Below are 26,771 nucleotides of genomic sequence, written 5' to 3'. Positions count from 1 at the left end.
CGCAGCCCTCTTTGAGTTGTTCGGCTTGCTGGGTGGTTATTACTGTGGAGGAAGCCGGACTAAAAAGGACATCAAGAGCCGAATTGTTGAACTTCGGTTTGCTCCGCAGGAGCGTTTATATATAGGAGATACTGTGATCGGCTATGCTCCAACTGCTCATCGGTTACATGGGATACATCATGAAGTGAATATGGAGGCAGGTAGTCTGCGCCAACATAACGTGCCAGTGCCTCCAGAGGCCGTAACAGCTCTTCAATTGTGAAGCGGTTGGTTCCGGCTGACTGATATGATTCAGCTGTACCAAAAGTCGATACGGCTGCGCCTATCTGTTTTCCGTGCATCTTGCCTCCGTCAGGACCATAGGCAAATCCAGGTTGAAGCACGGTATCAAACCACTGCTTCAGAAGTGGCGGGCTGCTGTACCAATACATTGGGAATTGGAAGATGATGCGTTCATGCTGCTCCAGCAGCAGCTGTTCATGTCTTTCATGGATCGTTCCTGTGGGATACTGACGGTATAAGTCGTGCACGGTAATATGATCATGATGCTGTAATTCTTGTACCCAAGCCTGATTAATCCGTGATGAGGCCAGATCGGGATGAGCGACAATAATCAACGTTTTCATAGTTATCTCTCCATTCTGCGGAAGGTGTTGTTCGCCCTTACATCATAGTCAATTGACTTTATAAAAGTAAGTACGCACTTTTTAGTTCAATACTTACAAAGTAGAAAGTAAGCTGAAAAAGGCAGCCCCGCATGTTCATCATGCACAAGGCTGCCTTTTTGGATGTACGCTTGCGGGGGAGACTAGGGATGGTCTAGCTATCCACCGGTAAGGGAACGGAGATTGGAGCGGGGGACTCCTGAGGGAGCTCTGTTGCGAACTGACTGCCCCACTGCTGTAATAGACGGATGGCTGGCGTTAATTGTTCACCCAGCTCCGTTAAAGCATATTCTACTTTGGGCGGCACGACAGGATAGACCTTGCGGTTAATAATTCCTGCCTGTTCAAGCTCACGAAGTTGTTCAGCAAGCATCTTGTGGTTAATCCCGTCAATGAGCTTCTTCAATTCCCCGTATCGCTTTGTGCCACCCATTAATTTGCATATAATTGTTGTTTTCCATTTTCCAGAGAAGAGAGAGACTGAAAGCTCGATTGGACACTGGTACTGCTTGCCATTGAATTCATATTGAACAGCAGACATTCTCTAACGACACTTCCCTTCCGGTAAGTTTTGCACGAAAAAGTGTGTACTTATCTTTTGTAAGTATATTTTGTATGATTAGCGTTGTAAATAGGGATTATGGAGGTGGAAAGATGCGCAGATCGTTATTGGTTTATTTGGTTTCTCTGGCAGCGTTTTTTGGTCCATTCACACAAACCCTCTACTCGCCGTTGCTGCCAGAATTAGCGAAGAAGCTTCAAACCTCTCAAGACGCGGTTAACTTATCAATTGCTATCTATCCGATATTTTTTGCTTGTATGCAGCTCGTTTACGGTCCGTTACTGGATCGATATGGAAGGCGTAAAATGTTGTTGATCGGATTTATGTTCTATGTATGTGCCACGATTGGCGCAGCGCTGTCTGATACGGTCACGCAATTAATTATATTTCGGGCGCTGCAGGCTATGGGAGTTGCCGTTGGTTCGGTAGCAGCTATTACCATCATCGGAGATTTGTTTGAAGGGCAAAAACGGGGACGATCTATGGGGATCTATCAAATGTTGGTTGCACTTGGACCCGGTCTGGGGCCAGTCGTAGGTGGCATTGTAGGACAACATTACGGCGTGGATCATTTATTTTGGCTTCTGTTTGCAGTGAGTTTATTGTTTTGGCTCATTTTATTTTTGGGTTTGCCAGAGACGTGGACGCCCCATGTTAATGGGGGACAATTTCGGCTTCAGCAGATGACCGCGGTACTAACTCACCGCATCGGACTGGCGATTGTTGTGCTAGGTTCTGTACAGTACGCAGTCTTCTATACGTTACTTGTGCTGCTTCCGAATATTTTGATCGACGGATATGACTTGACGCCAAGCAGCATCGGGTGGCTGTTTTTGCCTATATCGGTCTGCATCGTCATCGGAAGCATGATTGGCGGACGTCTGCAGGAGTATGTCGAAGCCAAAAGGTTGCTGTTGTTGTTAGCGGTACTTAATATGATGTCCATACTGTTGTTCGTAATGACAGCGTCACTGTCGATTTCCACACTGGCAATAAGTTTGGCCATATTTGGTTTGACTCTTGGATTATCGCTCCCCGTCCAGATCACGATATTGGCTGATGAAATGCCGAATCATCGAGCAAGTGCAACGGGAGTCTATAACTTTTTCCGATATGTCTGGATGACAATTGGGCCAATAGCAGGCACGTTTTTTTATCGCTTTGGATACAAGATTGAATTTTTAGTTTTCGTTCTCATTTTTGTCGCTGTCCTTTTCTTTATGTGTTCTCGGTTCTTTGGGAGAACTAAAGGGTCGCGTTCTTTGGGAGCTTAACGGTTCCCTTTGAAACAGAAGGACGAGTAGTGAATAAGACTACACCGCCCGCGCGTCCAATACGTTATTGCAGCGTTTCTTGGGGGAGGCCCGGTACTTTGCTTCAACCCCTTCTCCCAACCGGGCTAACATAAACATAAACATATCATCTCCCAGCGTTAGCGTCTTCCACCAGCTTGGTATACATCTGATCCAACGTCACAACTTCCGGTCTCATTGGCAGTTCACCATCGGCGGTGCAGGCAGCCAGCATATGCTTTGTATCCAGAGGTTGGCTGTAGAAACGATGGGGCATGACGCTTATGTATTGATCACCTTCTGCATCGCTGCTCAGCTGCTCCCCTTTTTGCTGCAGCTTTCCTGTTAACTCTGCGTGCCCAGTTTGCGTGCAGCGCCAACAGAGATCGTCAACCTGTTGCCCTTGTACCCACTGGCTTGGGAGAATAGCAAAAGAATCCAGCGGCAGCGACAGACCTGTGCCTATAGCTTTAATGTAACTTTCTTTTAGCGTCCACAGGCGATAGAAGGTATTTAACTGTTGATCGACAGGCTGTGCTGCCAGATACGTATTCTCTTGTGGCGAGAAGAAACGCTCTGCGATCTGCAGATCGATCGGACTTATTTTTTCCACATCTACACCAAGTTCATCTGTCCCTCCGGAGATTAGAGCAACCCAGTCCCCAGAGTGAGAGACATTAAATGGCCTGTCAGGGTATTGAGCGAGGCAAGGTTTACCATAGATGCTGCGGGAAAAGGAAAGCTTGTCTGCCCCTATTCCCGTTATTTCGCTTAAAGTTACACGGGTCAGCACTTCACCCAGCACGGACCGATAGGCATCCGCTTGATGTATAAAACGAGAAGCTTGTGCACGCCGCTCCTCAGAGACGGATGACAGAAAAAGATCCCAGTATACTTCGGGTATCACAGAGGGTACTTGCAGTACTTGTATAGTTATCATCATTTATCACCTGATGCTGTATTCGGCACGGATGACAGGCTTTCCTCTATATTTATCCTTATCGCGCGTTTTCCCCAGTGGATCAGGCTGGTTGTGTTTTCTTCCATTCGTCATGCGCAATTTGTATTTGATCCCACATCTCCCTACGTTCTTTTTTTGTATAATTCACCAACGGTTCAAAGAAAAGCTTGGTTAGTATGTCTTTCCACTCATTGTAGGTTTGAATTTCCGTCTTGCTAATGCCTTCGATTCCGTGCGTGCGAAGCATGCATCCCCGCAGCTCATAGCTGTGTCCTCGATCTCTCTGACGGAGCAAAAATGTGTTATGCCAAGGAGAATCGGCAGATTGACTGTAGAATTCATGTTTGGGAATAAACTCATCCAGACTGATGAGCTCCTCGGGATCGAAGTCCACTCCCTTACTGGGTCCGTTAAGTTCGTATTCAAGCCTCCATCCACCGGAAACAACGGAAGAAGGCATTAAAGTATAAGTAAACGGCGCGGGTCCATAGGTTCCGTAAAGGAGAGGGATCGGTTCAAAAGGCATGCCGCCCAGACCGACATCTACAATCCAGCGTTCCACATTCGGTTCCGCATCTGGCAAAGAGACGGACAGACCGAGATGGAACGAGTTCACACGCGGCTGTTCTCCGTGCGGCTGAACACCTGCGCGGTGCCAATGTACTTTATATCCAAGGGAATGAAGTAAAACACTGAATGCGCCGTTCAAATGGAAACAGTAACCGCTGCGTCCTTGTAGAATAAGCTGCACGGATTCTTGCAGATCGATGCCCACAGGTCTACCTGCAAAAATATCGACCGTTTGCCAAGATAAATGGTGGATATGTGCCTGCTGCATTTCCGCAAGGAATTCTAAACTCGGTTTCTTGATCGTATCCAAGCCTATCCGTTTCAGATAAGCGTTTATTTCAGCTGGAGTCAATGTAACATTCATCTCGATCACCTCAAGTTATATGATGGGCTGCAGGTCATTGTCTTGAACGATGCTGCCCTGAATTCATTGTATAAGTGAACATCTGAAATGCACACATGTGTTTGCTCTAATTGTACCGGTACAATTCAATTGACCATAAAGTATAGGGATTACAGGGTATGCACATCATATTCCCAGTGTGGAGTTATTTCGATGTATGGGAGTTTGGTTTCTTTTTCCGGGGTATGTTAACCGTTTGGAGTGGAAATAGGTTAGAATAGAGATAGATAGCAGGATTAGGAGATGGAAAACATGGCTAATGATGAAGTGATTTTGACACAGGAAGGCTTGGAAAAGCTGGAGGAAGAACTGAAGGAACTGAAAACGGTAAAGCGCAAGGAACTGGCGGAACGACTGAAGCTTGCGATCAGTTACGGTGACCTGAAGGAGAACAGCGAGTATCATTCAGCCAAAGATGATCAGGCATTTATGGAGACCCGTATACTGATTCTGGAGAAAATGCTGACGAAAGCAAGAGTCATCAGCTCAGACAATATCGATTCTAACCAGGTAAGCATTGGCTCAACGGTACTGCTGAACGACCTTGAATTTGCTGAAAAGATTGAATATCAGCTGGTCGGTCCTGCAGAAGCGGATGTATCCAACAATAAAATTTCGTACGAGAGCCCACTGGGCAAAGAGCTTATGGGTAAAGAAGTAGGCAGTGTAATCCATGTGAATGCTCCCATGGGTGTCATCAAATATGAACTGCTTGAGATCAAAGTCTAGACAACCTGGAGACAGAGCATAACGCAGCTTCGGGTGAGTGTAAGCAAACGCTTTGACCAGTGCAGCAGAAATCTTTAGATGAAAGAGATGCACCAGAGGCCTTGGAATTGGCTGTCTGCTGTGTCTCTTTTTTGTTTTTAACGGGATGGATGGTTAAGCTCCATAGAATTGTCCCATACTGGAATCAGCCCCCAATATGGTGATTTTTCGACAAATTTTGATTTTTGAATGACCTGACAAGCGGAGTAGTATATAATTACGGGAAAACTTTAAAGTGATGGAGTAGATACAATGAATTTGAGTAAGTCTGAACTTGACCCTAACAACGGCAGCAAAGGGGAGCGCTTCTCGCGTGCCGGTTTCATTCTGGCAGCGATCGGGAGCTCCGTGGGTCTCGGTAACATGTGGAAATTCCCGTATATTACGGGTGAAAATGGAGGAGCGGCATTTTTCCTGCTCTTTATTGTCTGTTTATTGCTGATCGGTCTGCCGGTCCTCCTTGCTGAGCTGGCTATCGGACGCAGCGGACGGGGGAGTGCAGCAACTGCGTTTATCAAAGCAGGCGGGCATAAAGGCTGGCTGGCGGCGGGTCTGCTGCAGGTATTAACACCGTTTATCATTCTGTCCTTTTACGTCATCATCGCGGGTTGGACACTGCAGTATGCCGTAACTTCATTCAGCGGCACGTTGTTTAACAATTCGGATTATGCCGGACAGTTCAATACATTTGTTGGCGGTTATATGCCGATTGTATGGCAGCTGGCTGCCGTCCTGATTACAGGCTGGATTGTAGCAAAAGGTATATCCAACGGGATCGAGAAGTTTAACAAAATTCTGATTCCGGCCATGCTGGTTTTGCTGATTGTCCTGATGATTCGTGCTGTTACACTGCCGGGCTCAGGTGCCGGGGTATCCTTTTTTCTGAATCCGGACTTCTCCCAGCTTACAACGGAGTCGGCACTGGTTGCACTTGGACATGCCTTCTTCTCGTTGTCGCTTGGTATGGGTATTCTCGTGACCTACGGATCGTATGTTGATAAAAGTCAATCTCTCGGTGCAGCAACAGTAGCTGTTGGTGCGGGTGACCTGCTCTATGCCTTTATCGCAGGTCTGATCATCTTCCCGACCACCTTTTCGTTTGGCATTGCACCTGACCAGGGTCCTTCTCTGATCTTCATCGCGCTGCCTGCCGCATTCTCGGCGATGCCGCTTGGATCCCTGTTCGCCGGGTTGTTCTTTGTTTTGCTGGCCATTGCAGCGCTGACTTCAGCGGTATCACTGCTCGAGGTTCCCGTAAAATATTTCATGGAACGTCTCTCCTGGAGTCGTAACCGTGCTGTATGGGTTATTTCTCTGGCTGTATTCATCGTGGGGCTTCCTTCCGTGCTGTCGCTCGGATTGTTCCCCGAATGGAAGATTGGATCGAAGAATGTCTTCGACTGGCTGGACTTCGTGGCGTCCAATATTATGCTGCCTGTAGGCGGATTGTTAGTGACCATTTTCGCGGGATATTTCTGGAAGACAGCGGCTGAAGCATCCGGTCTGACATCTGGCTGGTTCCGCATCTGGCTGTTCATGCTGCGATATATTGCACCGATTCTGGTTCTGCTTGTGCTGCTGCATACATCAGGCATTATTCACTTCTAAGGGCTGCTGCGCAGATTTACCAAGCGTAAAACCTCTTGGAAGAAATGCAAAAGCCCTTGTGTTCCCCTGTTAATTTTGGGACAATACAGAGTAGAGGTTTTTTGGGTAAGACGACCGATGAGCCATATGCTTTTTGCGAAAAGAGGTTTATACATGATTAAATCATCCATATATGGATTAACATTAGAGCAATTACGTGACTGGCTGCCCGAGCATGGGCAGAAGAAATCCCGCGCTTCCCGCATCTGGGAATGGTTATACCAGGAGCGGACACACGATTTTGACGGTATGTCCGATGTCCGTCAGGAGTGCCTGGATGTACTCGCTGAGCATTTCACGATGAACTCACTGAGTGAACATGTGAAGCAGGAATCAGCAGACGGAACGGTGAAATTCCTGCTTCGTTTGCAGGATGGCAATCTGATCGAGACGGTGCTCATGCGGCAAAAGTACGGCTTGACCGTCTGTGTTACAACCCAGGTCGGGTGTAATATCGGCTGCAGTTTCTGCGCGAGTGGTCTGATTAAGAAAAGCCGTGATCTCTCCGCAGGAGAGATTGTGGAGCAAATTATGCACGTACAGCGTCATCTGGATGCAGCGGGACAAGGGGAGCGCGTCACCAACGTCGTTGTGATGGGGATTGGTGAACCGTTTGACAACTTCGAGCAAATGAGCAGCTTTATCGAAGTGGTTAAGGATCGCAAAGGGCTGGCTCTTGCGGCGAAACGTATCACAGTGTCCACAAGCGGTTTACCGGATAAAATTAAGGAATTTGCAGACAGCAGTCTGCAGGTGAACCTTGCGATCTCGCTGCATGCACCGAACAACGAGCTGCGTACCCAGATCATGAAGATCAACCGGGCGTTCCCAATCGAACAATTGATGGATGCGGTGGATTATTATCTGGAGAAAACAAACAAACGTATCATGTTTGAATACATTCTGCTTCGTGATGTGAACGATCAGCGGGAACACGCTGCGGAATTGGCTGCATTGTTATCAACCCGGAAGAGCATGGTGAGTGTTAATTTGATTCCATACAACCCGGTGGATGAGCACAGTCAATATCAGCGAAGTACGGAAGAGTCCATCTTGGGCTTCTACGATACGTTGAAAAAGAATAATATTAACTCCACGGTGCGTATGGAGCATGGTACAGATATTGATGCTGCTTGCGGACAGCTGCGGAGCAAGCAGATGAAAAACAATGCAGAAGCAAAGACAGATGGCAAAGCAGCTGCAAAAGCAGATACAAGCCGTCTGGCTATGGGCTAAAGCTAAGCGGGTACCAAATTACCCTTTTCATGAAACAAGAAGCAGGAAGTGCGTATCGGAGGCGAGGCACTACATATGATGCGGTGCATAAAGCCGATTGCACATGCACAGTGCTTCAACGTGAAGTAACGCTGCCCTTGTTATGTAATGTCTATGTATACAACAAACGCTTTGATCCAATCACTAATGAAGTGTGGATCAAGGCGTTTTTTTGAGACAGCAGGGTAACTTCTTCATTTCTTAAATCGTGAGCTGATTCGTAATGAGAGTATTTGCAGCCTAATTCAGCTTTTTTGTCATCAATAGATGGGGAATGCCATCTTCCAGAAATACATCAGAAGCTGGAGCGTAGCCCAGACGTTCATAGAAGCCGGAGGCCTGAACCTGTGCGTGCAGCTTGGCCTTCTCCAGCCCATCTGCTGCTGCCATCTCCTCCAGCTTGTTAATTAACTTCCGGCCCAGGCCATGTTTGCGGTAGTCCAACATTACGCAGATTCGTTCAAGCTTCGCCACCTGCTCCACAATGCGCAGTCTGGAGGAAGCGGCAGGTACTCCGTCTACATACAGCAGGATGTGGCGTGCTTCTGTTCCTAACGCATCATATGCATCAAATTCATCGGCAGCAGGCACACCCTGTTCTTCGACAAAAATGGCGGTGCGAATGGCAAAGCATGCATCAAGAAGCTCTTGGGTGTTTGCCTCAACAATCGTTATTTCCATAAATATTTCTCCTCTGCATAATCGTAATGGAATAGGGTAATAGAACTGAACGTGATAAACTAAGTGTAGTTATAACATTATTTATGTTGCGAATGCAACAATTTTATAGGGGAGTGGGCTCTGTGAATGAATCAAACGATCCGAGAGAAGTGCTGCGAGAGATTGGCATGATCGCCCGCTGTCTGGATTCCATCAGCAACGTTGAGTTTCAGCAATTCAATTTGTCTCGTGGACAGTATTTATATTTATACCGCATCTGCGAGAATCCCGGTATTATCCCTAACCAGCTGGCCGAACTGCTCAAGGTTGATCGTACAACGGCAGCCAGAGCAATCAGCAAACTGGAATCAGACGGCTTTATTGTAAAACAGTCCGCATTGGGTAATAAAAAGAATAAGGTTCTTTATCCAACCGAGGCAGGGCTTGAAGCTTGGGAATTCATTCGCAGAGAAGGAGTGCATTCAGATCAGGTTACGCTGCACGGCATGTCAGAGGAAGAGATACATACAGCGATCCGTCTGCTGCGGAAGATGAGGCATAATATTGAGGTGGATTGGAAATTTGTTAAAAAGGGCGGACGCCGCTCATACATGGATAACCTTGATTAAGCGCACACTTGGGATGAGACCTTCTGTCTTACACAGAGAGGGTCAGGCCGCTTCGTCGTATATTCCGATCAGGAGGAATGGTGTGAAGTTTATTTTTCATAACAAGCGTTCAGTGTTCGTACTGCTTCTTGCTGCCGCATCTTTGCTGATAGTACTGCTGTGGAGGGAGCGATTCGTCATGGAGAAGGTATCGCCTACGGCCGTTTTTATTGAAGAACATATGACAAATCCGAATGGTACTCTTGCCACCTATCTGCAGGATGCAGCATCCGAAAGGGCAGAAATCGCGGCAGGCCGAGAAGCGTTGTCGGAATCGCTTGGACTGTGGATGCAGTATGCTTTGGCGAGTGATAACGAGCCTTTGTTCGAGCAGGCATTCAAGCAGCTCCAGGCATATTACGTGATCCGGCCGGATTTATATATTGCTTGGAAACTTGATCCTCAGGGAGATGCTCATGTCACGACGAATGCGCTGGGGGACGACCTGCGAATTGTGGGAGCGCTGCTGCAGGCAGCTGACAAGTGGGAGCAGGGCAGAGCAGACAGACTGGCGGCAGCATCGGCGCTTTCTCGTACGTTGACGAAGAGAACCGAGCAGCAGGGGTATATGGTCGATTTTTATGATTTTAAAATAGGTCATGCTGCGGATACACTCAGTTTGGTCTATGTAGACATAGCTGCACTGCAGGCGATGAGAGATCATCAGATGCTGGAGCCGGATGCCTATATGCGCTATGAAAGTGTACTGCATAAAATGCCTGACGATGGATTATTCTATCCGAAGAGCATCAACGTGAGCACCCTGTCTTACGCTTATGATGACAAGGTAAATTTGATTGATCAGCTTATTGTAGCGAATCATGTGATGGAGACGGGAAACAAACCCGACAAGCTTATCGCTTTTCTAAAAAAAGAGTATGACACCCGGGGCAGGCTCCCCGGACAGTATGATCGAAAAGCACGCACACCTGCCGTTAATTACGAATCGGCGTCAGTGTATGGCTTGGCCATCCTGCTCGCTGTTCGCACAGATGATCCGGCTTGGGCCAAACAATTGTACAAACATATGCTTACCTTCCGGGGGCAGGATGCACGGTACCCGGGCGGTTATGTGTTCGATGGAAACACTCATCTGTTCGACAATCTGTTTCCGCTGCTTGGAGAAACAAAATTGTATAATTTTCTCAAAAAGTAAATTTATAATTATATAATCACGGATAATATGGTTATATATTAGTAGATGATATTGCCACTTTTTGTAGAAGTTTCTGAGTTTATCGTTTTAATTAAAAGATATATGGGCACCGAGTGAACTTGATATTCGATGCAGCGAAGGAGGCCTATGAAAAATAAAGCACCTACTCATCGTCTTGCCTGGGGATATGCCGTCTTGATCAGCCTTGCCATTGTGCAGCAGCTCCTCGTGTATCTTCACTTGTACATGAACCAGAGTTATACCAGCCTTGATGCCGCGCTCAGCATTGCATCGCTTGGGGCACTCGCTTTAGGCCTTTTGCTTCCTGTTGGTGTATCCGTCGTGCTGGTATTTGTATACCTAGTCATCTATTTTGTTTGGCTGGTGACATTCGCGGATCCCAATGTGCTTGTGTTTTCCTGGTGGCTGCTGATTCCAGCGAATGTCATCGTCGCTGCATTCATCAAGAGAAGACTTGTGCGAAGTGCAAGGGTAATTGAACGTCTTGAGCAGATGAAAAATCAAAATCCTGAGATTGATCTGGATACCACCCTGGGCAATAAGGATGCATTGCACGATACATTAATCAAGCAGAGCAATCTCGCCCGTCGATATTCAGATTGTTACGGTTTCAGTATCGCGATGTTCAAGATCGAGTTTCTACCACTTGTGCAGGAGTCCCTTGGTTCGGTGCGGTATGCACAATTCCTGCTTGAGATCTCACAGACCATTCAGAAGCAGATTCGATACGAGGATCACAAATTTTTCGTAGATCGTGGTCGCTTCGTTATTTTATGTCCGATGGTGAATGTGGAATACCTGCCGATGCTTACCCGCCGGATCAAACAAAGTGTAATGGATCTCGAGGTGCTGGACAAACGGGGAAATGAACTGCAGACCGTTATTAAATCCGGTGCACTGGTATTCCATAAGGAGCAGTTCAGCAAGTATGAAAATCTGGATGCTGTGCTGGCTGCGCTTGAGCGAAATACAGAGACGGACCTCATTGGGGAATATATCTAACAGGAAGGAGCGATGCGAATGGATTACATGTCCTGGTTTATCCCGATTTGTATTGCTGTCAGCTGTATTTTTGCGGTATTTACAATCGGGTTAACGATTGCAACGCTTCGTTTTCGTTCCAGGGTGATCCGGAGATATGATCGGAGGAAAACGGGTGGCTGATATCATTCTGATCTTATCGATATTTAGTATCTGGATTGCGGTATTTGAATCCATCGTCATTATGGCTGGAGCCATTCGATTTATTCGCAAGCAGGAAAAGAGAGGCATTCAGATCCCGGACAATATGGATCATTACCCAACCGTAACTGTCATGGTACCCGCTCATAACGAAGGTCTGGTTATTGTGGCAACGGTAGAGCATATTTTGCGTCTCAACTATCCGGAGGATAAGGTGCAGGTAATTGTCATTGCTGATAATTGTACGGATGATACTGCAGATCGGCTGCAGTCGTTCCTAAGTCAGACCAGTTATATGCATCGCAATGTCACGGTTCTCGAGCGTAAAGGCACCGGCGGCAAATCCGGTGCACTGAACGATGGGCTGGAACTGGCAGCGGGCGAATGGATCTGCATATTCGATGCAGACGCTGCACCGGAGCGGAATTCATTGATGTTTCTCGCGCAAAAATCGCTGGAAAACCCGGAGCAGTATGGTGTCGTGTTTGGTCGTAACAAAGCACGTAACCGGGGGCAGAACTTTCTCTCCAAATGTATTAATCTCGAAATTATTACATCGCAGCGTGTTTACCACACGGGGCTGTGGGAGCTGTTCAAGCTGGGAACGATTCCAGGTACCAATTATATCATCAAGACAAGTCTCATTCGTGAGATCGGCGGCTGGGATGTCACTGCCATTACGGAAGATACCGCCCTCTCATTTGAGATCATGAACCGGGGACAGCTGGTTGCACTTGCGCCGCAGGCAGAAGCATATCAGCAGGAGCCGGAGCAGCTGCGCGTCTACATGAAGCAGCGTGAACGCTGGGCTAAAGGGAATTACCAGGTTGTTCTGCATAACATTCATAACCTGTTTAATCGTTCCAGTTGGCGCAACAAACTGCTCGTTCTCTACTATGCTGTGAGCTACTTCTGGTTTATGCTGGCCATTATCGTGTCAGACATTATCTTTGTCGTGAACCTCGTATATCAGATCATCGCTATATTCAAACCGGAAGTAAGTTCTCCGTTCCAGTTTGCAGGAGATGCTTATGTTTATCTGGTGATTGGATGGGCGCTGATGTATTTCATCTATGTGCTGCAGATTAATCTGGCACTAGCTGCCGATATCGGGCAGAGCAACACCCGCAATTTTATCTATTCATGCGTATCGTATTTCACGTATGCACAGCTCTTCATTCTGATCTCGATTCGGGCATTCTACAATCTGCTGATGGACAAGATCCGCAAACGGGAGAGCAAATGGTACAAGACCGAACGCTTTGGATAGACGATGAGAGACTGTTCACAGACGGAATCTGTGAGCAGTCTTTTTGTTATGGCAGGAGTCGTTTATGTCTGGTATACTTTCACAGATTCCAGACAGGAGAGAATCCCTACATGGTTAAATGATGGATGTGCAGCTCATGATCGAATGGAGGACGATACAGATATGGGTGAAAGAGGTTCGGATTTCTATGACAATGATGCTGTATTTCAGACGTATATGGAACGCAGGCAGGGGCAGGACAATGCCAATGATACACTGGAGAAGCCGGTTATGCTGGAGTTGATTGGCAATGCTGCGGGTAAGAATATTCTGGATCTTGGCTGTGGGGACGCAGGGTTTGCAGCTGAACTGTTGGGGAAACAGCATAAAGGTTTATCCTACACAGGAATTGAAGGATCGACCAATATGGTTCAGGCTGCCCGCAAATCAGTTCAGGGATTAAATGCCCGGATTGAGCAGTCTTATCTGGAGGAGTGGACGTATCCTGCGGACACATACGACTTGGCCATCTCAAGATTAGCAATTCATTATGTTGAGGATGTGGATCACCTGTTTCGCAGTGTATACGGTGCTTTGAAAACGAACGGTTCCTTTATATTCTCGATAGAACACCCGGTCATTACATCCACGCTGCAGCCTTCTGGAATACGGACGAACTGGATTGTGGATCAGTATTTCGTCGAAGGTTTCCGCGAGCAGGAGTGGCTTGGGGGTTCGGTCAAAAAAATGCACCGATCCATTGAATCCTATTACACAGCACTGCAGCAGGCCGGGTTTCGTGTGGAGCAGCTGCGTGAGTCGGCACCGCAGCGTGCTTTTTTCACAGATGAAGAGACGTATCTGCGAAGACAGCGTATTCCGCTCTTTCTGTTTCTGTCCGCACGTAAACTGAAGTGAGTAAGTTATACTCAATTTAGGGAAAGTTCTGCACAGAAAACAGTGGATAACACAACATATAGGAGTGAAAAGCCCAAAAACTATCCACATGTGGATAAGATTTTGGGCTTTGCTTATGATTTATCCCTGATGCTGTGAATCTATTCTGATGCATCTAACCTTCAGCTGCAGCTGCTCGAACATAGACTCGCTCACCATGCTGCTCCACCTCTACCGGGGCTTCAAAGAAATCACTTAATACACTCTGAGTCATCAGATCAGAGGTTAATCCGCTGCCGAACACTTCACCCCGGCGGAGCAGCAAGCTGTGCCGGAAGACAGGCAGTATTTCCTCTGTATGGTGTGTGACATAGATAAGAGAAGGCGTATCAGCTTGAGCTGTGAGTTCACTTATGCTGTCCAGCAGACGTTCTCTGGAGAATAGATCAAGCCCATTACAGGGCTCGTCGAGAATGAGCAGCTGCGGATTTGCCATCAAGGCGCGGGCAATAAGAAGTTTTTGCTTCTCTCCTTGGGAGCAGGTGCGGTATTCGCGATCCCACAGATGCTGGCAGCCCAGTGTGTGCATCCAGTGCCTGGCCTGCTCCAGATCTTCATCTGCCAACTTGTCATACAGGCCAATGGTGGCATGTTTGCCGCTGATTACGACATACTGCGTGCGGTCGGAAGCATGCAGTTTCTCCTGCAGAGAGGAGCTCACCCAGCCGATCGACTTTCGAAGCTCGCGCAGGTCCACACTGCCATATTCATGACCAAGTACCGAGATGCTGCCTTCGGTTGGCCACAGGTAACCTGTAATCATATTGAGAAGCGTTGTTTTGCCGGAGCCGTTCAGGCCAAGCAGCGCCCAGTGTTCGCCTTTGTTTACACGCCAGCTGACATCATGCAGCAGCGTGAGCGGCCCTCTTTTCCAAGTAACATGCTGTACATCAATGATCATTCCAAACGTCCTCTCTTCCATATCGCTGTTTGAGTTACACGTGAGCCTGCTTCAATATCTTTATTGTAGGCACAGATTCCGAGCAGATTCAATGTTGAATTGGGACGTAAGGGCAGGCCTCTAATATTTGTTGTTGCCAAACAGTGAAGACTTTGCTAAGATGGGAAAAAGTTTATGTAAGCGTATACATTTAAATTAAAATTACAACGTTGTAATTACGATGTAAACACGGACTGAGAAGGTGTGATTGAAACTCAAAAGATACTTTGCTCAACAATTCTCGCATATATATACTTGTATAATAGAGGTTAATACAGAGTTGTATGTGCATCAATATTAGACCATGTCGGCAGAACAGAAATCTATTTTATCAAAAAATTCAAACGTTGTAATTATGAAGCGAAGGGGAGTGGTTACGTTGAAAAAACGCATGTCTACGCTGCTGGGTCTCATCCGGCGGGATAAGTATCTGCTGCTGATGTTCTCACCAATCTTTCTGTATTATCTCATCTTCATGTATCTGCCCATGCCGGGTGTACTTCTTGCCTTTCGTAACTTTATACCAGGTCAAGGCATGTTCAGTGGCGAATGGGTGGGGCTGCGCTGGTTTGAGCAGTTTGTGAACTCGATCTACTTCTGGCGGCTGCTGCGCAACACCTTTTTACTGGCTTTTCTTCCGCTTTTGTTCGGTTTCTCCATCCCCATCCTATTTGCAGTCTGCATCGTAGAGATTAAGAACCGAACCTTTAAACGCTTCGCGCAAACGGTTACGTACCTTCCTCACTTTATCTCCACCGTTGTGGTGGCCGGCATCATTATCAACTTCCTGTCACCAACAGACGGTATTGTAAACACCCTGATCGCAAGTCTCGGTATGGAAAAAGTAAACTTCATGATGGATGCCAGCTGGTTCCGCACCATCTTCACCAGTTCTGACATCTGGCAGAGCTTTGGCTTCAGCTCCATCATCTATATCGCAGCCATTATGGGGATTGACCCCGAGATGTATGACTCCGGCAAAATCGACGGCGTGAACAAATTTCAGGAGCTGTGGCATCTTACACTACCCAGTATCAAACCAACCATTGTCATTCTGCTGCTGCTGTCGCTTGGCGGCATTATGAGCGTAGGCTTCGAGAAAGTATACCTGCTCTACAACGGGGCCACCTATGAAACGGCAGATGTGCTGTCTACCTATGTATACCGGATGGGGATCGAGGGTCAGAATTATGGCTTCGCCACAGCAATCGGACTATTTAACTCCATTATTACCTTTGTGCTTGTTTTTGCAGCCAATACGATGACTCGCCGCCTTACCAAAATGTCACTCTGGTAAGACGCCTAATGAACCAAGAGAGAAAGGAGAACCTGTATGCAAAAATCGAGAAGTGACCGATTATTCTATGTCTTCGTCTATCTACTGACGATTCTGGCGGTTGTAGTCACCTTGTATCCGTTCCTGTACGTTGTCAGCATTTCCTTCAGTTCGGTGGATGCCATCGATAAACAGAAAGTGGTGCTCTGGCCTGTAGGATTCACCTTGTCAGGGTACCAGATGGTCCTGCAGTACAAGGAGTTGTGGGTTTCCTTTTATAACACCATCTGGTATACCGTTGTGGGTACGCTGCTGAACATTGTGGCCACCTGCCTTGCCGCGTTCCCCTTGTCGAGACAGCAGTTTTTCCTGCGGCGCAAACTGAACTTTTTCATCGCTTTCACCATGTATTTCTCAGGTGGCCTCATTCCGGTCTACATGCTGATTACATCACTGGGGCTGTACAATACCCGCTGGGTGATGGTGCTGCCAGTGCTGGTGATTACGTTTAACGTGATGATCTGCCGCTCGGCTTTTGAAGGCATTCCGAATGAAATTTTTGAAAGCGCCAGCATTGATGGAGCCAATGAGATGACGATGCTGTATCGTCTCGCTGTTCCGATTATCAAGCCAACACTGGCGGTGCTGACGCTGTACTATGCCGTATTCCACTGGAACAACTTCTTCTCGGCCCTGCTGTATTTGGGCAAACAGGATATGCAGCCCCTCCAGATGTTCCTGCGAAGGGTACTGATCATGGCTTCGCCGGAGGTTATGCAGAAGATGGGTGGTACGATGACATCCGGCGCACTGGCGGTTTCAACGCTGCAGGTTCGTTATGTATCTATTGTGGTCAGCATTCTGCCAATTGTGATGATCTACCCGTTTATCCAGCGGTACTTCGTTAAGGGCATTACCCTCGGAGCCGTGAAAGGATAGATTTTGCTGCTGGGCTTTTCTGTCAGAATGAAGTGGAAAACAGGGTTGTTCAAGGATCAAGGGAGTTCAAAAAGGATTCATACCAAGGAGGAATGATGGATGAGATTCAAAGGGGCAGGAAGAAAAAGTGTCATTGCAGCGATACTTGCGATCAGTTTGGCGGGCTGCAGCGGGGGGACAGGGGCAGGAACCGATGCGGGGAAAACACCTGAGAGTACAGAAAAAGCCTTCAATTATACCGGCGCCGGGCCGGTAACAGATCAACCGGATGCGAAGCTGTCTATCCTGGCAACGAACGCATGGACAACCAACGTAGACTTGTCTACCGCAGCCATCGTCAAGAAAATCGAGAGCAATGCAGGTGTGAAGGTAGATTGGGATCTGATCCCTCCTCAGAACTACGCAGATGCTGTGAACCCAAGACTGGCAGCGGGTACGGGGCTTCCGGATATCGTGTACCTGCCGGATCAGGACCAATTAATGAAATACATTAACAGCGGTCTGTTCATGCCGATTAATGATCTGGTAGACAAATACGGAGTCAATCTCAAAAAAATATATGAAAAGTCTCCATCGGTTAAAGCCAGTTTAACGACGCCAGATGGTAAAATGTATTATATTCCGCAGCAGACGCTGACCCGAAACTACATGCCCGTATTCATGGTTAATGAGCGCTGGCTGAAAAAACTGGGATTAAGCGAACCGACCACACTGGATGAGTTCACAGCGATGCTGCGCAAATTCAAAACAGACGACCCGAACGGCAACGGCAAAGCAGATGAAATTCCATTGTCTATGGAATCCAAGTTTGTACCGATGGCCTTTGGCCCAGCCTTTGGACTTGATCTGTCTAACAATTTCTATGCCGATGATCAAGGCAAAGTGCACTTCAGTTATTATGAGCCAGCCTACAAGGAATATCTGACATACTTGAATGGTCTGTATAAGGAAGGTCTGCTTGGAGTGGACTATGCGAGCACGACGAGTGACCAGGTTACCTCACGGATCTCCCAGGATGTAACTGGAGCAACGTTTAACTTCAGCTGGTATATGTCGATGGTGTACAGCCCGCTGTTCAAGGATTACAAGCCGGAAGAGTCTATTATCAAAGGCATTCTGCCATTAAAAGGACCGCACGGAGACCAGTTCTACATCGGACGTACACCGGTTAGCGGCATCTTCGGCATCAGTAAGGACAGCAAAAATCCGGAACTTGCTTTCCGCTTCCTGGATTATGCCGTCAGTGATGAAGCACAGACGTATTACACTTGGGGGATCAAGGATGATACCTATACAGAAGAGAACGGTGTAAAGAAATTCACGGATAAAGGTAAAGACAATGAATATATCCAGAAGCTCGGAATTGGTCCGGTCAATCTGCCCAATATCCAATCCACAGATTCGGCAGATTCAATCGTTGCACCATGGCATGCGAAGCTGGACAAAGAGTTAGAAAAATATGTGCGTGAGCCGTTCCCGTTTGTGTACGCGCTTCCGGATGAAGCAAGCGTTGAAAGCATGTCGATGCCTGACATCACCACCTATGTGGAAGAGATGAACTTCAAGTTTATTAGCGGTGACGCAAGTCTGGATCAGTTCGACAGTTATATCGAGACTCTGAAGAGCATGAATGTTGAACAAGTGATTGCAGGCAGACAGGCTCAATATGATCGCTATAAAGCTGCACAGAAATAGAAACAGGTTTCAGGCATATGAGAGGTGTTGATTCCATTTGATTACCATTAAAGATATAGCCAAACTGGCGGGGGTGAGCTACAGCACAGTATCGAAGGCACTGAATGACGATCCCCGAATTAAACCGGCAACCAAGCAGAAGGTGCTTGCGGTAGCGGAAAAACACCAATACCGGAAAAACATGCTGGCCCGGCAGCTCTCTACCGGCAGGAGCAATATCATTGGTTTTGTGCTGGATGAGCTGAGCAATCCATTGTTCTCCAACATATCAGGCAGCCTGCATACCGAGCTGAAGAAGCGAGGATATCAGATGATTCTGGTTGCAGCCGATGACGGGGTGGATGTGTTCAGCCAGCTGCGGGTGGATGGTTGTATTCTGTGGGACTATGCACTCGACAACCGGGATGCATTTTGGAAAAAATTCGCAACGCTGAACATGCCATGTTTCGTACTCGGTACAGATGAAGCCCCGAATTCGCCTTACATCAAGATTGATCGTAAGGAGGGCCTGTTCAAAGCAGTGGAGCATCTGAAATCATTCGGTCACAGCCGCATCGGATTCATCGGCAACTCACAGCATGTCAAGCTGGAAGGGTATAGGGAAGCGCTGCAGCGCACGGGTCTGACTTTTAATGAGGACGATGTGCTGCCAGCTTACTCTTCATGGGAAGATGGCTATTTTGCCATCCGAAATTATACGTTTGGCCCTGAGTCTCCAACGGCATTTATCGGCCTGAACAACCTCGTGACACGGGGGGCGCTTCGGGCGCTTCTCGAAGCAGGTTACAGCGTGCCGCGTGACATCTCGATCATTGGCTATGACGATCTGCCTGATATGCAGTATGCCGAAGTCGCGCTGACCACCATCGGTCCGCCGCTGGATGAACTCGCTGTTCAGGCGGCCGAGCTGATTGTATCCCTGATCCGTGACGAGCAGGTGGATGTACCGGTTGTCATCCAGCCGAAGCTGAATTTGCGTAATTCAACAGCAGTGTGCCGGCAGTAATGCCGGATTTCGTAGAAAGAATGAGCAGAATGAGAGCAGTGATTAGTAACAGATCCGATGTACGTCATTATTCGAACCAATACAAAATACTAGGAGGTACCGCGATGCAGGTACAGACACAGTTATCCTGGTCCGAGCGAATTGCAGCTTCGATTATGCAGCAGTGTAACGAGGAAGGCTTTCATGCATTTCCTTCAGGACGATGGGCATATGTGGAGGGCATGACGTTAATGGCTGTGGCACGAACAGGGGAAGAGTATAACAGGCAGGAATATATCGATTTTATGAAAAAACATATGGACCTGTATGTGCAGCCAGATGGCTCCATCGGTACTTACTCCTTGGAAGAATATAATCTGGATCAGATTAATCAAGGGAAAAACCTGTTTGCGTTACTGGAAGGTGCTGAGGATGGGCGCTACGCGGAGGCAGCTCATCTGCTTGCCGCACAGCTTGCGGGCCAGCCCCGAACGTCCGAGGGAGGATTCTGGCACAAAAAAATCTATCCATTCCAGATGTGGCTGGATGGGCTGTACATGTCTTCCCCTTTTCTCTCCCAGTATGCAAAGACGTTCCAGCGTCCGGATTTATGGGATGAGGTGGCCCATCAGATTTTGCTGATTGAACGAAAGACACGCGATCCACGTACCGGACTGCTGTATCACGGGTGGGATGAGTCGAAGGAGCAGATCTGGGCAGATTCCCAGACGGGATGTTCTCCGCACTTCTGGAGCCGAGCGATGGGCTGGTATGCGATGGCAATTGTGGACAGTGTGGAGCATTTTCCACTGAATCATCCCAAACGGGGTACGATTATTGGCATCTTTGAGCGGATGTGTAATGCATTGGTACGTATACAGGAGCAGGAGAGCGGACTCTGGTTCCAGGTGCTGGATCAAGGATTCCGCAAAGGAAACTATTTGGAAGCTTCAGGTTCAAGTATGTTTGTATATGCACTTGCAAAAGGAGTCCGCCTGCGATATCTGGAACCTCACTTTAGAGCAGCTGCAGAGAAAGGCTGGCAGGGGCTTACCTCCAGATTGGTCGAGGAGACGGCTGAAGGTGTGCGGTTAAACGGCATATGTCATGGGGCGGGACTGAGTCTGGATCGTGATGGATCATATGGTTATTATGTCAGCGAGGCAGTTGTAAGCGATTCCTTTATGGGCGTTGCCCCGCTGCTGCTGGCCGCACTGGAAATGGAGCGTTTGCCATGACGGAGCATCGCTTGCCGGAAGTACAGCTGGCAGCGGAGTTGGAAGCGGAGTCAGCGCCCTCTTATATCACTGTTGCTTCTGATGGATCGGGAGATTATTCGAGCATTCAGGCTGCAATCGATGCGCTGCCGGACAATAGTAATGGGTGTGTTGGAGTCAGTGATATGGGCAGTGGTAGCGACCGCGGCAGTCTTCCAATTCGAGTGAAGGCAGGCGTATATTATGAAAAGCTGCACATGGAGAAGCCGGGCATTCATCTGATTGGTGAAGGGGCCGAGCAGACGATCATCACCTACGATGATCATGCGCTCAAGAGATTTGCGGACGGCTCGCAGTACCATACGTTCCATTCCTACACAGCATTTATCGGAGCAGATGATTTTACAGCGGAAGGAATCTCCTTTGTGAACTCGGCCGGACCGGGCAAAGAGGTAGGGCAGGCGCTGGCCGTTTATGTGGATGGGGACCGTGCGGTGTTTCACAGCTGCCGTTTTATCGGTTATCAGGATACAATCTTTACGGGACCGCTGCCCGAGCAGCCTTTGGACCGCAGTTATTTCGGCGGGCCGCGGGACGGTGCGGAGCGGCGTAAGTTAAGACAGTATTTCGAGAATTGTTATATCGAAGGGGATATCGATTTTATTTTTGGCTCGGCTACGGTTGTGTTTAAGGGCTGCGAGATTTTTACGAAGAGCCGTCTGACGGAAGCGGAGGCCGCGGAAGGGCAGGTGAATGGCTGGATTACGGCAGCTTCTACACCAGAGGATGTTCCTTACGGGTATATATTTGTAGACTGTGATCTGACCAGCAATGCTCCTCCACAATCGGTCTATCTGGGCAGGCCATGGCGTAATCATGCCAAAGTCTGTTTCTTGAACTGCTGGCTTGGCGCGCATGTGAAACAAGAGGGCTGGCACAACTGGGACAAGTCTGAAGCGGAAGCGACGGTCCATTATGCAGAATATAAAAGTGCCGGACCCGGAGCAAAAGGTGCGGACGATCGTGTGTCATGGTCCAGAATACTGACGGACGAAGATGCAGCCGAGTATGAGTTATCCCGCGTTCTATCAGGGGATGACGGCTGGAAGCCTTTCATATAAACTGGGACTGGAAATTCACTCAGACCTGGAGCTGAACCGAAGTGTACGTAGAAGGAAGAGCCGGTGTAGAGCTTGAGTTCGAAGCCAGCATCAAGGTAGAGCTGGAGTCAGAGCAGTGCTGGAAGTAGAGGCTGGAATGAAATCTAGGGTGCTGGATTTCTTGGCGAGATCAGGCAGTGATATATTTCGGTGGGTATTGTTTACAAGGCGAGCAGAGGCTGTATCTAAATTTCGGATCGAATTTAGAGCAGCCTCTTTGGTGCTTTACTTTTTAAGAAGATTTGTGATTTGTTTCTCCAATGCTCTGTGCTCTGCCTGAAGTGTTTCAATTTCTTTTTTACCCGGACAGAATAAACATTGAACCGATGGAGATCGAAACAAGTTAGAACCGCTTCATTTTAGCTGAACCCATGCACCTCACCTCTCATTTAGAAGATATATGGAATAGAAGCGCTGGTTTAACACCAAGTTTTGCTCTCGGCTGCAGCTTGGATAAATGCCAGAGGAGCAGAATATAGCGTAGAGTACAGCTTAACAGGTAAGGTCTATTCAATTTGTTTGTTAACTTTCACTTTTGAAGATCAAATGTTAGATGATACTTTTATTATGGTCCCATGATGGATCTTAGCTGATATAGTTATAATAGGTTATTAACCTATTACTTGTATATTTGTGGAGGTGAGCATAATGGAGCGGGCAAATTCAATTCGAGAACAATTGATGCAATACATACAGGATAATCAGATAAAACATTCCCATTTCGCTCATCGCTCTGGCATCAACTCAGGAACCCTCAGTCGTATATTACAAGGTAATAAACCTATATCAATGAATCAACTCGCAGCGATTACTGCCGGAATGGGCTTACCCGAAGACTACTTTTTTAGTGATTATATCGATGAGTGCTTCTCTACTCTAATCACCATCAGGCGTATAAGACCCTTTATATTCCGCTGCGCTGATATAGATCGGATTGATTGTATCCAGCAGGTAACTAACCGTATATTAGAAGACCTTTCTTATGTTCCCGTATTATTTGATATGGCTGAAGAGTTATTTGAGGATAACAAACATGCGGCTGCTGGAATTCTCTATAGAGGTGTGAGTGAAGCAGAGAAATATCAGCATTCTGAGCGTCTTGCGCTCAGCCAATATCGGTTGTTTTTAATTAGTCTCGGAGAAGATATGGAGGAAAATGTACGTGCAGCCGCTCAGTTTGAAATATACGTGAATCGACTGGATGAAGCTGATCAGCTTGATGCGTTAAAACAACTAATGCATGTTTTTGGAATGGCTCATAAATGGGAAAAGGTTGATATATTAGCTAAAGAAATGCAGCGTATCGCAGTAATACAATATGAGATGCAGCATCGTTCTCTACGCCCCACAGAAGAAAGGAAGCGTGCTGAAAGACCGTTTTATTACTATATTTTATATGCCTATCTGTCTCAAGCTACAGCAAGTGAACATTGCGGTGATTACCAGAGAGCATTGGAATTTGTTGCATTGTATAACAGCGGGGAATGCTGGATTCGAGAGCAGGATGAGGAAGCCCGGCAGATTATTGGGCAGTTTTCGGAATGGGCGGTCGCTAATACATATCTGTATCGTTTGATGTCGGGAGAGGTAGGTGTCATCAATGAATATGCGGATTATATAGCAGGCCGTGAAGGAGAGATATTCCTTGCTTTGTGGCACATGATTCAGGCGGCGAATCAGTACCATTTCAACATAGATAAAATCTTGGAGCGGTTCGCAGAGTATATCCCTTATCAATCGGGAAAAGCTGCGTTTGGCGAGTATAAATCGACGATAGTTAAAGAGAGATATGTTCAGTTTTTAGGTGATTTGGCAGTTTACCGATTCAATGAGAATAAGGATATTCATGCTTCCACGGAGCTTATGTTAGAAGGGTTGAATTTATCCATAGCTATGGGGAGTAGTAAAATTATACATTCATGCTTGGCGTTTTTTGAGAAGATCAAAGCTCATTCAGAACTCTTTGAAGCTAAGTTGAAGTGAATCATTCTTTGGCTTTTACGGAAAGAAGAGCATTTTATATTTTCAATGATCTCATTTTGTGCCTTTAAAATTATTTTCTATAACTTGACATCAAATTCTAAAATGATTCAAGAAGGGTCATCGAACAGTCGGAGATTCTGGACAAACTCATTAACCAGTTTAATATGTAAAACGAAATTAAAAACAAAGCCGATTGATGAACAATCGACTTTGTTGACAGCGTATTATTTTGTACAGACGAATGAGAATTAGAAATCAAAGTTGTCCGGGTCTGGACCTACACGCACGTTCTCGTTCAGTGCATTGATGCGCTGCATTTCTTCCGCGGACAGCTCGAAGTCATAAATGGCCGCATTCTCAATAATCCGATGTTCCTTCGTTGATTTCGGGATGGTTACAACACCATTTTGCAGATCCCAGCGCAGGATGACTTGAGCGACAGACTTGCCTTTGGCTGCAGCGATCTCTGTGAGTACAGGATTGTCCAACAGTTCACCCTGCATGAGCGGTGACCAGGCCTCAAGCTGAATGCCATGCTGCTCACAAAAATCCTTTAACTCAACCTGTGTCAGACGTGGGTGGTATTCGACCTGGTTGACCATAGGTTTCACCTGCGCATCCTGTATCAGATCCTGCAGATGGTGGATCTGGAAGTTGCTTACGCCAATTGCGCGGATTCGGCCTGCTGCGTACAATTCCTCCATGGCTTTCCATGCCCCTTTGTATTTGCCGGCTTTGGGCCAGTGAATCAGGTACAGGTCCAGAACATCCAGTCCAAGCTTGTTCATCGTTGTATCAAATGCGGCAAGTGTCTCGGCATATCCGAGGTCCGCATTCCATACTTTGGAGGTAATAAAAAGGTCTTCGCGCTTTAATCCGTTCTCCTGCAGTGCTTCGGCAATCGCCTGGCCTACACCGGACTCGTTACCATAGATGGCAGCTGTATCAATACTGCGATAGCCGTGTTTAACCGCGCTTTTTACCGCTTCAATCAGTTCGGAACCTTCTTCAACCTTGAATACGCCCAGACCAAACCAAGGCATATGAACGCCGTTATGCAGTGTTGTAGTGGATTGCAGATGTTGTGCTGTTGTCATGAGAAATCCTCCTTAAGGTGAGTGAATATTTCCATTTAAAGTGAGATTGCCAAAATTTCATGATACAAAATCAAATCATAGTAGATCAAATTGCATCCAGCGTATATAGTTACGTATATAGTCTGTCGAAATTGGATATGAAACCGGTTCCCGTTTCAGACTTTTTCTCTTCAACCAGAAGATAGCTGACTTAACGGGTTAAACTTTAATGAAGTTAGGCTCCCTTTTATCCAACTTGTCTGAATGCGCTGTGACCTGCTGTTCCAGATGTTTGGCCCATATCGTCAGCATTGCCGCAATGAGCACCATTAATGCACCAACCCAGGTGGTATGAATCAAACCGATGGAGTCATTAACTACGCCGCCCAGATAGGCACCTATAGCAATACCTGCATTAAAAGAGGCAATGTTAAAAGCAGAGGCGACATCCTTAGCCTGCGGTGCAAACCGTTCAGCGAGTGAAACAACAACCATCTGAAGACCAGGCACGTTCATAAAAGCCAGCAGCCCCATGCCCATAATGGTCAGCAGTGCGGTCCATTTGAAGGGGAGGGTAAAGTATAACACACTCAGTATGATGGTCTGTACTATGAACATGTAGAGAAGGGACTTCAGCGGATTACGGTTGGCAGCCCTCCCTCCAATCATATTGCCAATGGCAATAGCGACACCGTACAGCAGCAGAATGAAAGCCGTCGTTTTGTCTGAGTACCCGCTGATGTCATGCAGCAGCGGAGACAGATACGTGAATACAACAAACGTTCCTCCATAACCTACCGCTGTGATGGTAAAGGCAAGCAGGAGCCGTCCGTTCGTTACCAGCCTCACCTGATTTCGAAATGCAGTACGAGTTCCGCGCTGTAACGCAGAAGGGACCAGCAGCAGGTTGGCTGTCCACGCAAGGACCCCGACAGCTGCGATCAGGATAAAGGCAGCACGCCAGCCCAAGTGCTGGCCTATGAACGTACCGAAAGGCACACCGGTTACCGTTGCAATGGTTAGTCCCGAGAACATGGTGGCAATTGCACTTGCTCTGCGGTCAGCAGGCACCAGGTCGGCGGCTATGGTGGAGCCAATCGACATGAATAAGCCATGTGCCAGAGCCGATATTACCCGTGCGATGAGCAGCATGGTAATCCCGGTGGATAGTGAAGCCAGCGTACTGCCTGCTGTGAAAACCAGCATGATGACCAGCAGCAGCGTTTTGCGTGATATGGCTGCTGTCAATGAAGTAAGGATTGGCGCACCGAACATGACGCCCAAAGCATATATGGTAACGGTCAGACCCGCTGAAGTTACGGAAATATGAAGATCGTCTGCGATCAACGGTAGGAGTCCTACACTGATGAATTCGGCTGTACCGATCGCAAACGCGCTGATTGCCAGTGCCAGCAGCGCCCAAGTGCTGTGTTTTGCCTCATGATGCATGTTCTGTTCAACTCC

General features: G+C 47.4%; 24 protein-coding genes. 16 read left to right on the top strand and 8 right to left on the bottom strand.

Annotation, left to right across the window (positions count from 1 at the left end; genetic code table 11):
* Positions 1–71 precede the first annotated feature (71 nt).
* Entirely contained in the window at positions 72–626 is a 555-nt protein-coding gene (locus MKY97_RS28045) for an NAD(P)H-dependent oxidoreductase (RefSeq protein WP_342553410.1), read from the bottom strand.
* Between the two features lie 193 nt (positions 627–819).
* Positions 820–1,206 (bottom strand): helix-turn-helix domain-containing protein, encoded by a 387-nt coding sequence (locus tag MKY97_RS28040; protein ID WP_342553409.1) that lies wholly within the window; start codon positions 1,204–1,206, stop codon positions 820–822.
* A gap of 113 nt (positions 1,207–1,319) precedes the next feature.
* On the opposite strand from MKY97_RS28040, the gene MKY97_RS28035 reads away from it, so the two are divergent.
* Positions 1,320–2,501 carry an MFS transporter gene (locus MKY97_RS28035; RefSeq protein ID WP_342553408.1) on the top strand — a complete coding sequence of 394 codons (1,182 nt, stop codon included), beginning with the start codon at positions 1,320–1,322 and terminating at the stop codon, positions 2,499–2,501.
* A gap of 145 nt (positions 2,502–2,646) precedes the next feature.
* Here MKY97_RS28035 and MKY97_RS28030 read toward each other — a convergent pair whose 3' ends face one another.
* Positions 2,647–3,462, bottom strand: coding sequence for a 4'-phosphopantetheinyl transferase superfamily protein (locus MKY97_RS28030; protein WP_342553407.1), 816 nt, complete (start codon positions 3,460–3,462; stop codon positions 2,647–2,649).
* Between the two features lie 79 nt (positions 3,463–3,541).
* Positions 3,542–4,414 (bottom strand): arylamine N-acetyltransferase, encoded by an 873-nt coding sequence (locus tag MKY97_RS28025; RefSeq protein WP_342553406.1) that lies wholly within the window; start codon positions 4,412–4,414, stop codon positions 3,542–3,544.
* Between the two features lie 291 nt (positions 4,415–4,705).
* Between MKY97_RS28025 and greA the strand changes: the two genes are divergently transcribed.
* The 3 genes from greA (at position 4,706) to rlmN (ending at position 8,104) form a co-directional block, all read left to right on the top strand.
* Positions 4,706–5,182 (top strand): transcription elongation factor GreA, encoded by a 477-nt coding sequence (gene greA, locus MKY97_RS28020; protein ID WP_342553405.1) that lies wholly within the window; start codon positions 4,706–4,708, stop codon positions 5,180–5,182.
* 291 nt (positions 5,183–5,473) lie between these two features.
* Positions 5,474–6,829 (top strand): sodium-dependent transporter, encoded by a 1,356-nt coding sequence (locus tag MKY97_RS28015; RefSeq protein ID WP_342553404.1) that lies wholly within the window; start codon positions 5,474–5,476, stop codon positions 6,827–6,829.
* Between the two features lie 153 nt (positions 6,830–6,982).
* Complete coding sequence (gene rlmN, locus MKY97_RS28010; protein ID WP_342553403.1) at positions 6,983–8,104, top strand: 23S rRNA (adenine(2503)-C(2))-methyltransferase RlmN; 1,122 nt, start codon at positions 6,983–6,985, stop codon at positions 8,102–8,104.
* A gap of 279 nt (positions 8,105–8,383) precedes the next feature.
* On the opposite strand, the gene MKY97_RS28005 is transcribed toward rlmN, so the two are convergent.
* Positions 8,384–8,824 (bottom strand): GNAT family N-acetyltransferase, encoded by a 441-nt coding sequence (locus MKY97_RS28005; protein ID WP_342553402.1) that lies wholly within the window; start codon positions 8,822–8,824, stop codon positions 8,384–8,386.
* A 167-nt stretch (positions 8,825–8,991) separates the two neighbouring features.
* Between MKY97_RS28005 and MKY97_RS28000 the strand changes: the two genes are divergently transcribed.
* The 5 genes from MKY97_RS28000 (at position 8,992) to MKY97_RS27980 (ending at position 13,997) form a co-directional block, all read left to right on the top strand.
* Complete coding sequence (locus MKY97_RS28000) at positions 8,992–9,432, top strand: MarR family transcriptional regulator (RefSeq protein ID WP_342556478.1); 441 nt, start codon at positions 8,992–8,994, stop codon at positions 9,430–9,432.
* Positions 9,433–9,514: 82 nt separating this feature from the next.
* A complete protein-coding gene (locus tag MKY97_RS27995) occupies positions 9,515–10,627 on the top strand; it encodes a glycosyl hydrolase (protein WP_342553401.1) in 1,113 nt (370 codons plus the stop codon).
* Positions 10,628–10,774: 147 nt separating this feature from the next.
* Entirely contained in the window at positions 10,775–11,650 is an 876-nt protein-coding gene (locus tag MKY97_RS27990; RefSeq protein ID WP_342553400.1) for a diguanylate cyclase, read from the top strand.
* Positions 11,651–11,804: 154 nt separating this feature from the next.
* Positions 11,805–13,100, top strand: a complete 1,296-nt coding sequence (locus tag MKY97_RS27985) for a glycosyltransferase (RefSeq protein WP_342553399.1) — start codon at positions 11,805–11,807, stop codon at positions 13,098–13,100.
* A 162-nt stretch (positions 13,101–13,262) separates the two neighbouring features.
* Complete coding sequence (locus MKY97_RS27980) at positions 13,263–13,997, top strand: class I SAM-dependent methyltransferase (protein WP_342556477.1); 735 nt, start codon at positions 13,263–13,265, stop codon at positions 13,995–13,997.
* 154 nt (positions 13,998–14,151) lie between these two features.
* Here MKY97_RS27980 and MKY97_RS27975 read toward each other — a convergent pair whose 3' ends face one another.
* Positions 14,152–14,937, bottom strand: coding sequence for an ABC transporter ATP-binding protein (locus MKY97_RS27975; protein WP_342553398.1), 786 nt, complete (start codon positions 14,935–14,937; stop codon positions 14,152–14,154).
* A 430-nt stretch (positions 14,938–15,367) separates the two neighbouring features.
* Here MKY97_RS27975 and MKY97_RS27970 point away from each other — a divergent pair, with 430 nt between their 5' ends.
* From MKY97_RS27970 to MKY97_RS27940, 7 genes are all read left to right on the top strand, one after another.
* Positions 15,368–16,273 (top strand): ABC transporter permease subunit, encoded by a 906-nt coding sequence (locus tag MKY97_RS27970; RefSeq protein ID WP_342556476.1) that lies wholly within the window; start codon positions 15,368–15,370, stop codon positions 16,271–16,273.
* Positions 16,274–16,309: 36 nt separating this feature from the next.
* Complete coding sequence (locus MKY97_RS27965) at positions 16,310–17,191, top strand: carbohydrate ABC transporter permease (RefSeq protein ID WP_342553397.1); 882 nt, start codon at positions 16,310–16,312, stop codon at positions 17,189–17,191.
* Positions 17,192–17,290: 99 nt separating this feature from the next.
* Positions 17,291–18,886 carry an extracellular solute-binding protein gene (locus tag MKY97_RS27960; protein ID WP_342553396.1) on the top strand — a complete coding sequence of 532 codons (1,596 nt, stop codon included), beginning with the start codon at positions 17,291–17,293 and terminating at the stop codon, positions 18,884–18,886.
* A 37-nt stretch (positions 18,887–18,923) separates the two neighbouring features.
* The gene (locus MKY97_RS27955; protein WP_342553395.1) at positions 18,924–19,892 is read left to right on the top strand and encodes a LacI family DNA-binding transcriptional regulator; all 969 of its coding nucleotides are present in this window, start codon (positions 18,924–18,926) and stop codon (positions 19,890–19,892) included.
* A 104-nt stretch (positions 19,893–19,996) separates the two neighbouring features.
* Complete coding sequence (locus MKY97_RS27950) at positions 19,997–21,109, top strand: glycoside hydrolase family 88 protein (protein ID WP_342553394.1); 1,113 nt, start codon at positions 19,997–19,999, stop codon at positions 21,107–21,109.
* A complete protein-coding gene (locus MKY97_RS27945; RefSeq protein ID WP_342553393.1) occupies positions 21,106–22,209 on the top strand; it encodes a pectinesterase family protein in 1,104 nt (367 codons plus the stop codon). The genes MKY97_RS27950 and MKY97_RS27945 overlap by 4 nt, the downstream gene beginning before the upstream one ends.
* 687 nt (positions 22,210–22,896) lie before the next feature.
* The gene (locus MKY97_RS27940; protein WP_342553392.1) at positions 22,897–24,231 is read left to right on the top strand and encodes a helix-turn-helix transcriptional regulator; all 1,335 of its coding nucleotides are present in this window, start codon (positions 22,897–22,899) and stop codon (positions 24,229–24,231) included.
* 248 nt (positions 24,232–24,479) lie between these two features.
* Here MKY97_RS27940 and MKY97_RS27935 read toward each other — a convergent pair whose 3' ends face one another.
* Together MKY97_RS27935 and MKY97_RS27930 are read right to left on the bottom strand one after the other, a co-directional pair.
* Complete coding sequence (locus tag MKY97_RS27935; RefSeq protein ID WP_342553391.1) at positions 24,480–25,328, bottom strand: aldo/keto reductase; 849 nt, start codon at positions 25,326–25,328, stop codon at positions 24,480–24,482.
* A 198-nt stretch (positions 25,329–25,526) separates the two neighbouring features.
* Positions 25,527–26,756 (bottom strand): MFS transporter, encoded by a 1,230-nt coding sequence (locus MKY97_RS27930; RefSeq protein ID WP_342553390.1) that lies wholly within the window; start codon positions 26,754–26,756, stop codon positions 25,527–25,529.
* Positions 26,757–26,771 lie beyond the last annotated feature (15 nt).

The organism is Paenibacillus sp. FSL R7-0652, from assembly GCF_038595045.1.
Lineage (GTDB): Bacteria > Bacillota > Bacilli > Paenibacillales > Paenibacillaceae > Paenibacillus.
This window is presented reverse-complemented; position numbering and strand designations above follow the sequence as displayed.

Coding starts and splice junctions, on each gene's coding strand:
- MKY97_RS28045 (WP_342553410.1), bottom strand. CDS start 626: ATGAAAACGTTGATTATTGTCGCTCATCCCGATCTGGCCTCATCACGG.
- MKY97_RS28040 (WP_342553409.1), bottom strand. CDS start 1,206: ATGTCTGCTGTTCAATATGAATTCAATGGCAAGCAGTACCAGTGTCCA.
- MKY97_RS28035 (WP_342553408.1), top strand. CDS start 1,320: ATGCGCAGATCGTTATTGGTTTATTTGGTTTCTCTGGCAGCGTTTTTT.
- MKY97_RS28030 (WP_342553407.1), bottom strand. CDS start 3,462: ATGATGATAACTATACAAGTACTGCAAGTACCCTCTGTGATACCCGAA.
- MKY97_RS28025 (WP_342553406.1), bottom strand. CDS start 4,414: ATGAATGTTACATTGACTCCAGCTGAAATAAACGCTTATCTGAAACGG.
- greA (WP_342553405.1), top strand. CDS start 4,706: ATGGCTAATGATGAAGTGATTTTGACACAGGAAGGCTTGGAAAAGCTG.
- MKY97_RS28015 (WP_342553404.1), top strand. CDS start 5,474: ATGAATTTGAGTAAGTCTGAACTTGACCCTAACAACGGCAGCAAAGGG.
- rlmN (WP_342553403.1), top strand. CDS start 6,983: ATGATTAAATCATCCATATATGGATTAACATTAGAGCAATTACGTGAC.
- MKY97_RS28005 (WP_342553402.1), bottom strand. CDS start 8,824: ATGGAAATAACGATTGTTGAGGCAAACACCCAAGAGCTTCTTGATGCA.
- MKY97_RS28000 (WP_342556478.1), top strand. CDS start 8,992: ATGATCGCCCGCTGTCTGGATTCCATCAGCAACGTTGAGTTTCAGCAA.
- MKY97_RS27990 (WP_342553400.1), top strand. CDS start 10,775: ATGAAAAATAAAGCACCTACTCATCGTCTTGCCTGGGGATATGCCGTC.
- MKY97_RS27980 (WP_342556477.1), top strand. CDS start 13,263: ATGGGTGAAAGAGGTTCGGATTTCTATGACAATGATGCTGTATTTCAG.
- MKY97_RS27975 (WP_342553398.1), bottom strand. CDS start 14,937: ATGATCATTGATGTACAGCATGTTACTTGGAAAAGAGGGCCGCTCACG.
- MKY97_RS27970 (WP_342556476.1), top strand. CDS start 15,368: ATGTCTACGCTGCTGGGTCTCATCCGGCGGGATAAGTATCTGCTGCTG.
- MKY97_RS27965 (WP_342553397.1), top strand. CDS start 16,310: ATGCAAAAATCGAGAAGTGACCGATTATTCTATGTCTTCGTCTATCTA.
- MKY97_RS27960 (WP_342553396.1), top strand. CDS start 17,291: ATGAGATTCAAAGGGGCAGGAAGAAAAAGTGTCATTGCAGCGATACTT.
- MKY97_RS27950 (WP_342553394.1), top strand. CDS start 19,997: ATGCAGGTACAGACACAGTTATCCTGGTCCGAGCGAATTGCAGCTTCG.
- MKY97_RS27945 (WP_342553393.1), top strand. CDS start 21,106: ATGACGGAGCATCGCTTGCCGGAAGTACAGCTGGCAGCGGAGTTGGAA.
- MKY97_RS27940 (WP_342553392.1), top strand. CDS start 22,897: ATGGAGCGGGCAAATTCAATTCGAGAACAATTGATGCAATACATACAG.
- MKY97_RS27935 (WP_342553391.1), bottom strand. CDS start 25,328: ATGACAACAGCACAACATCTGCAATCCACTACAACACTGCATAACGGC.
- MKY97_RS27930 (WP_342553390.1), bottom strand. CDS start 26,756: ATGCATCATGAGGCAAAACACAGCACTTGGGCGCTGCTGGCACTGGCA.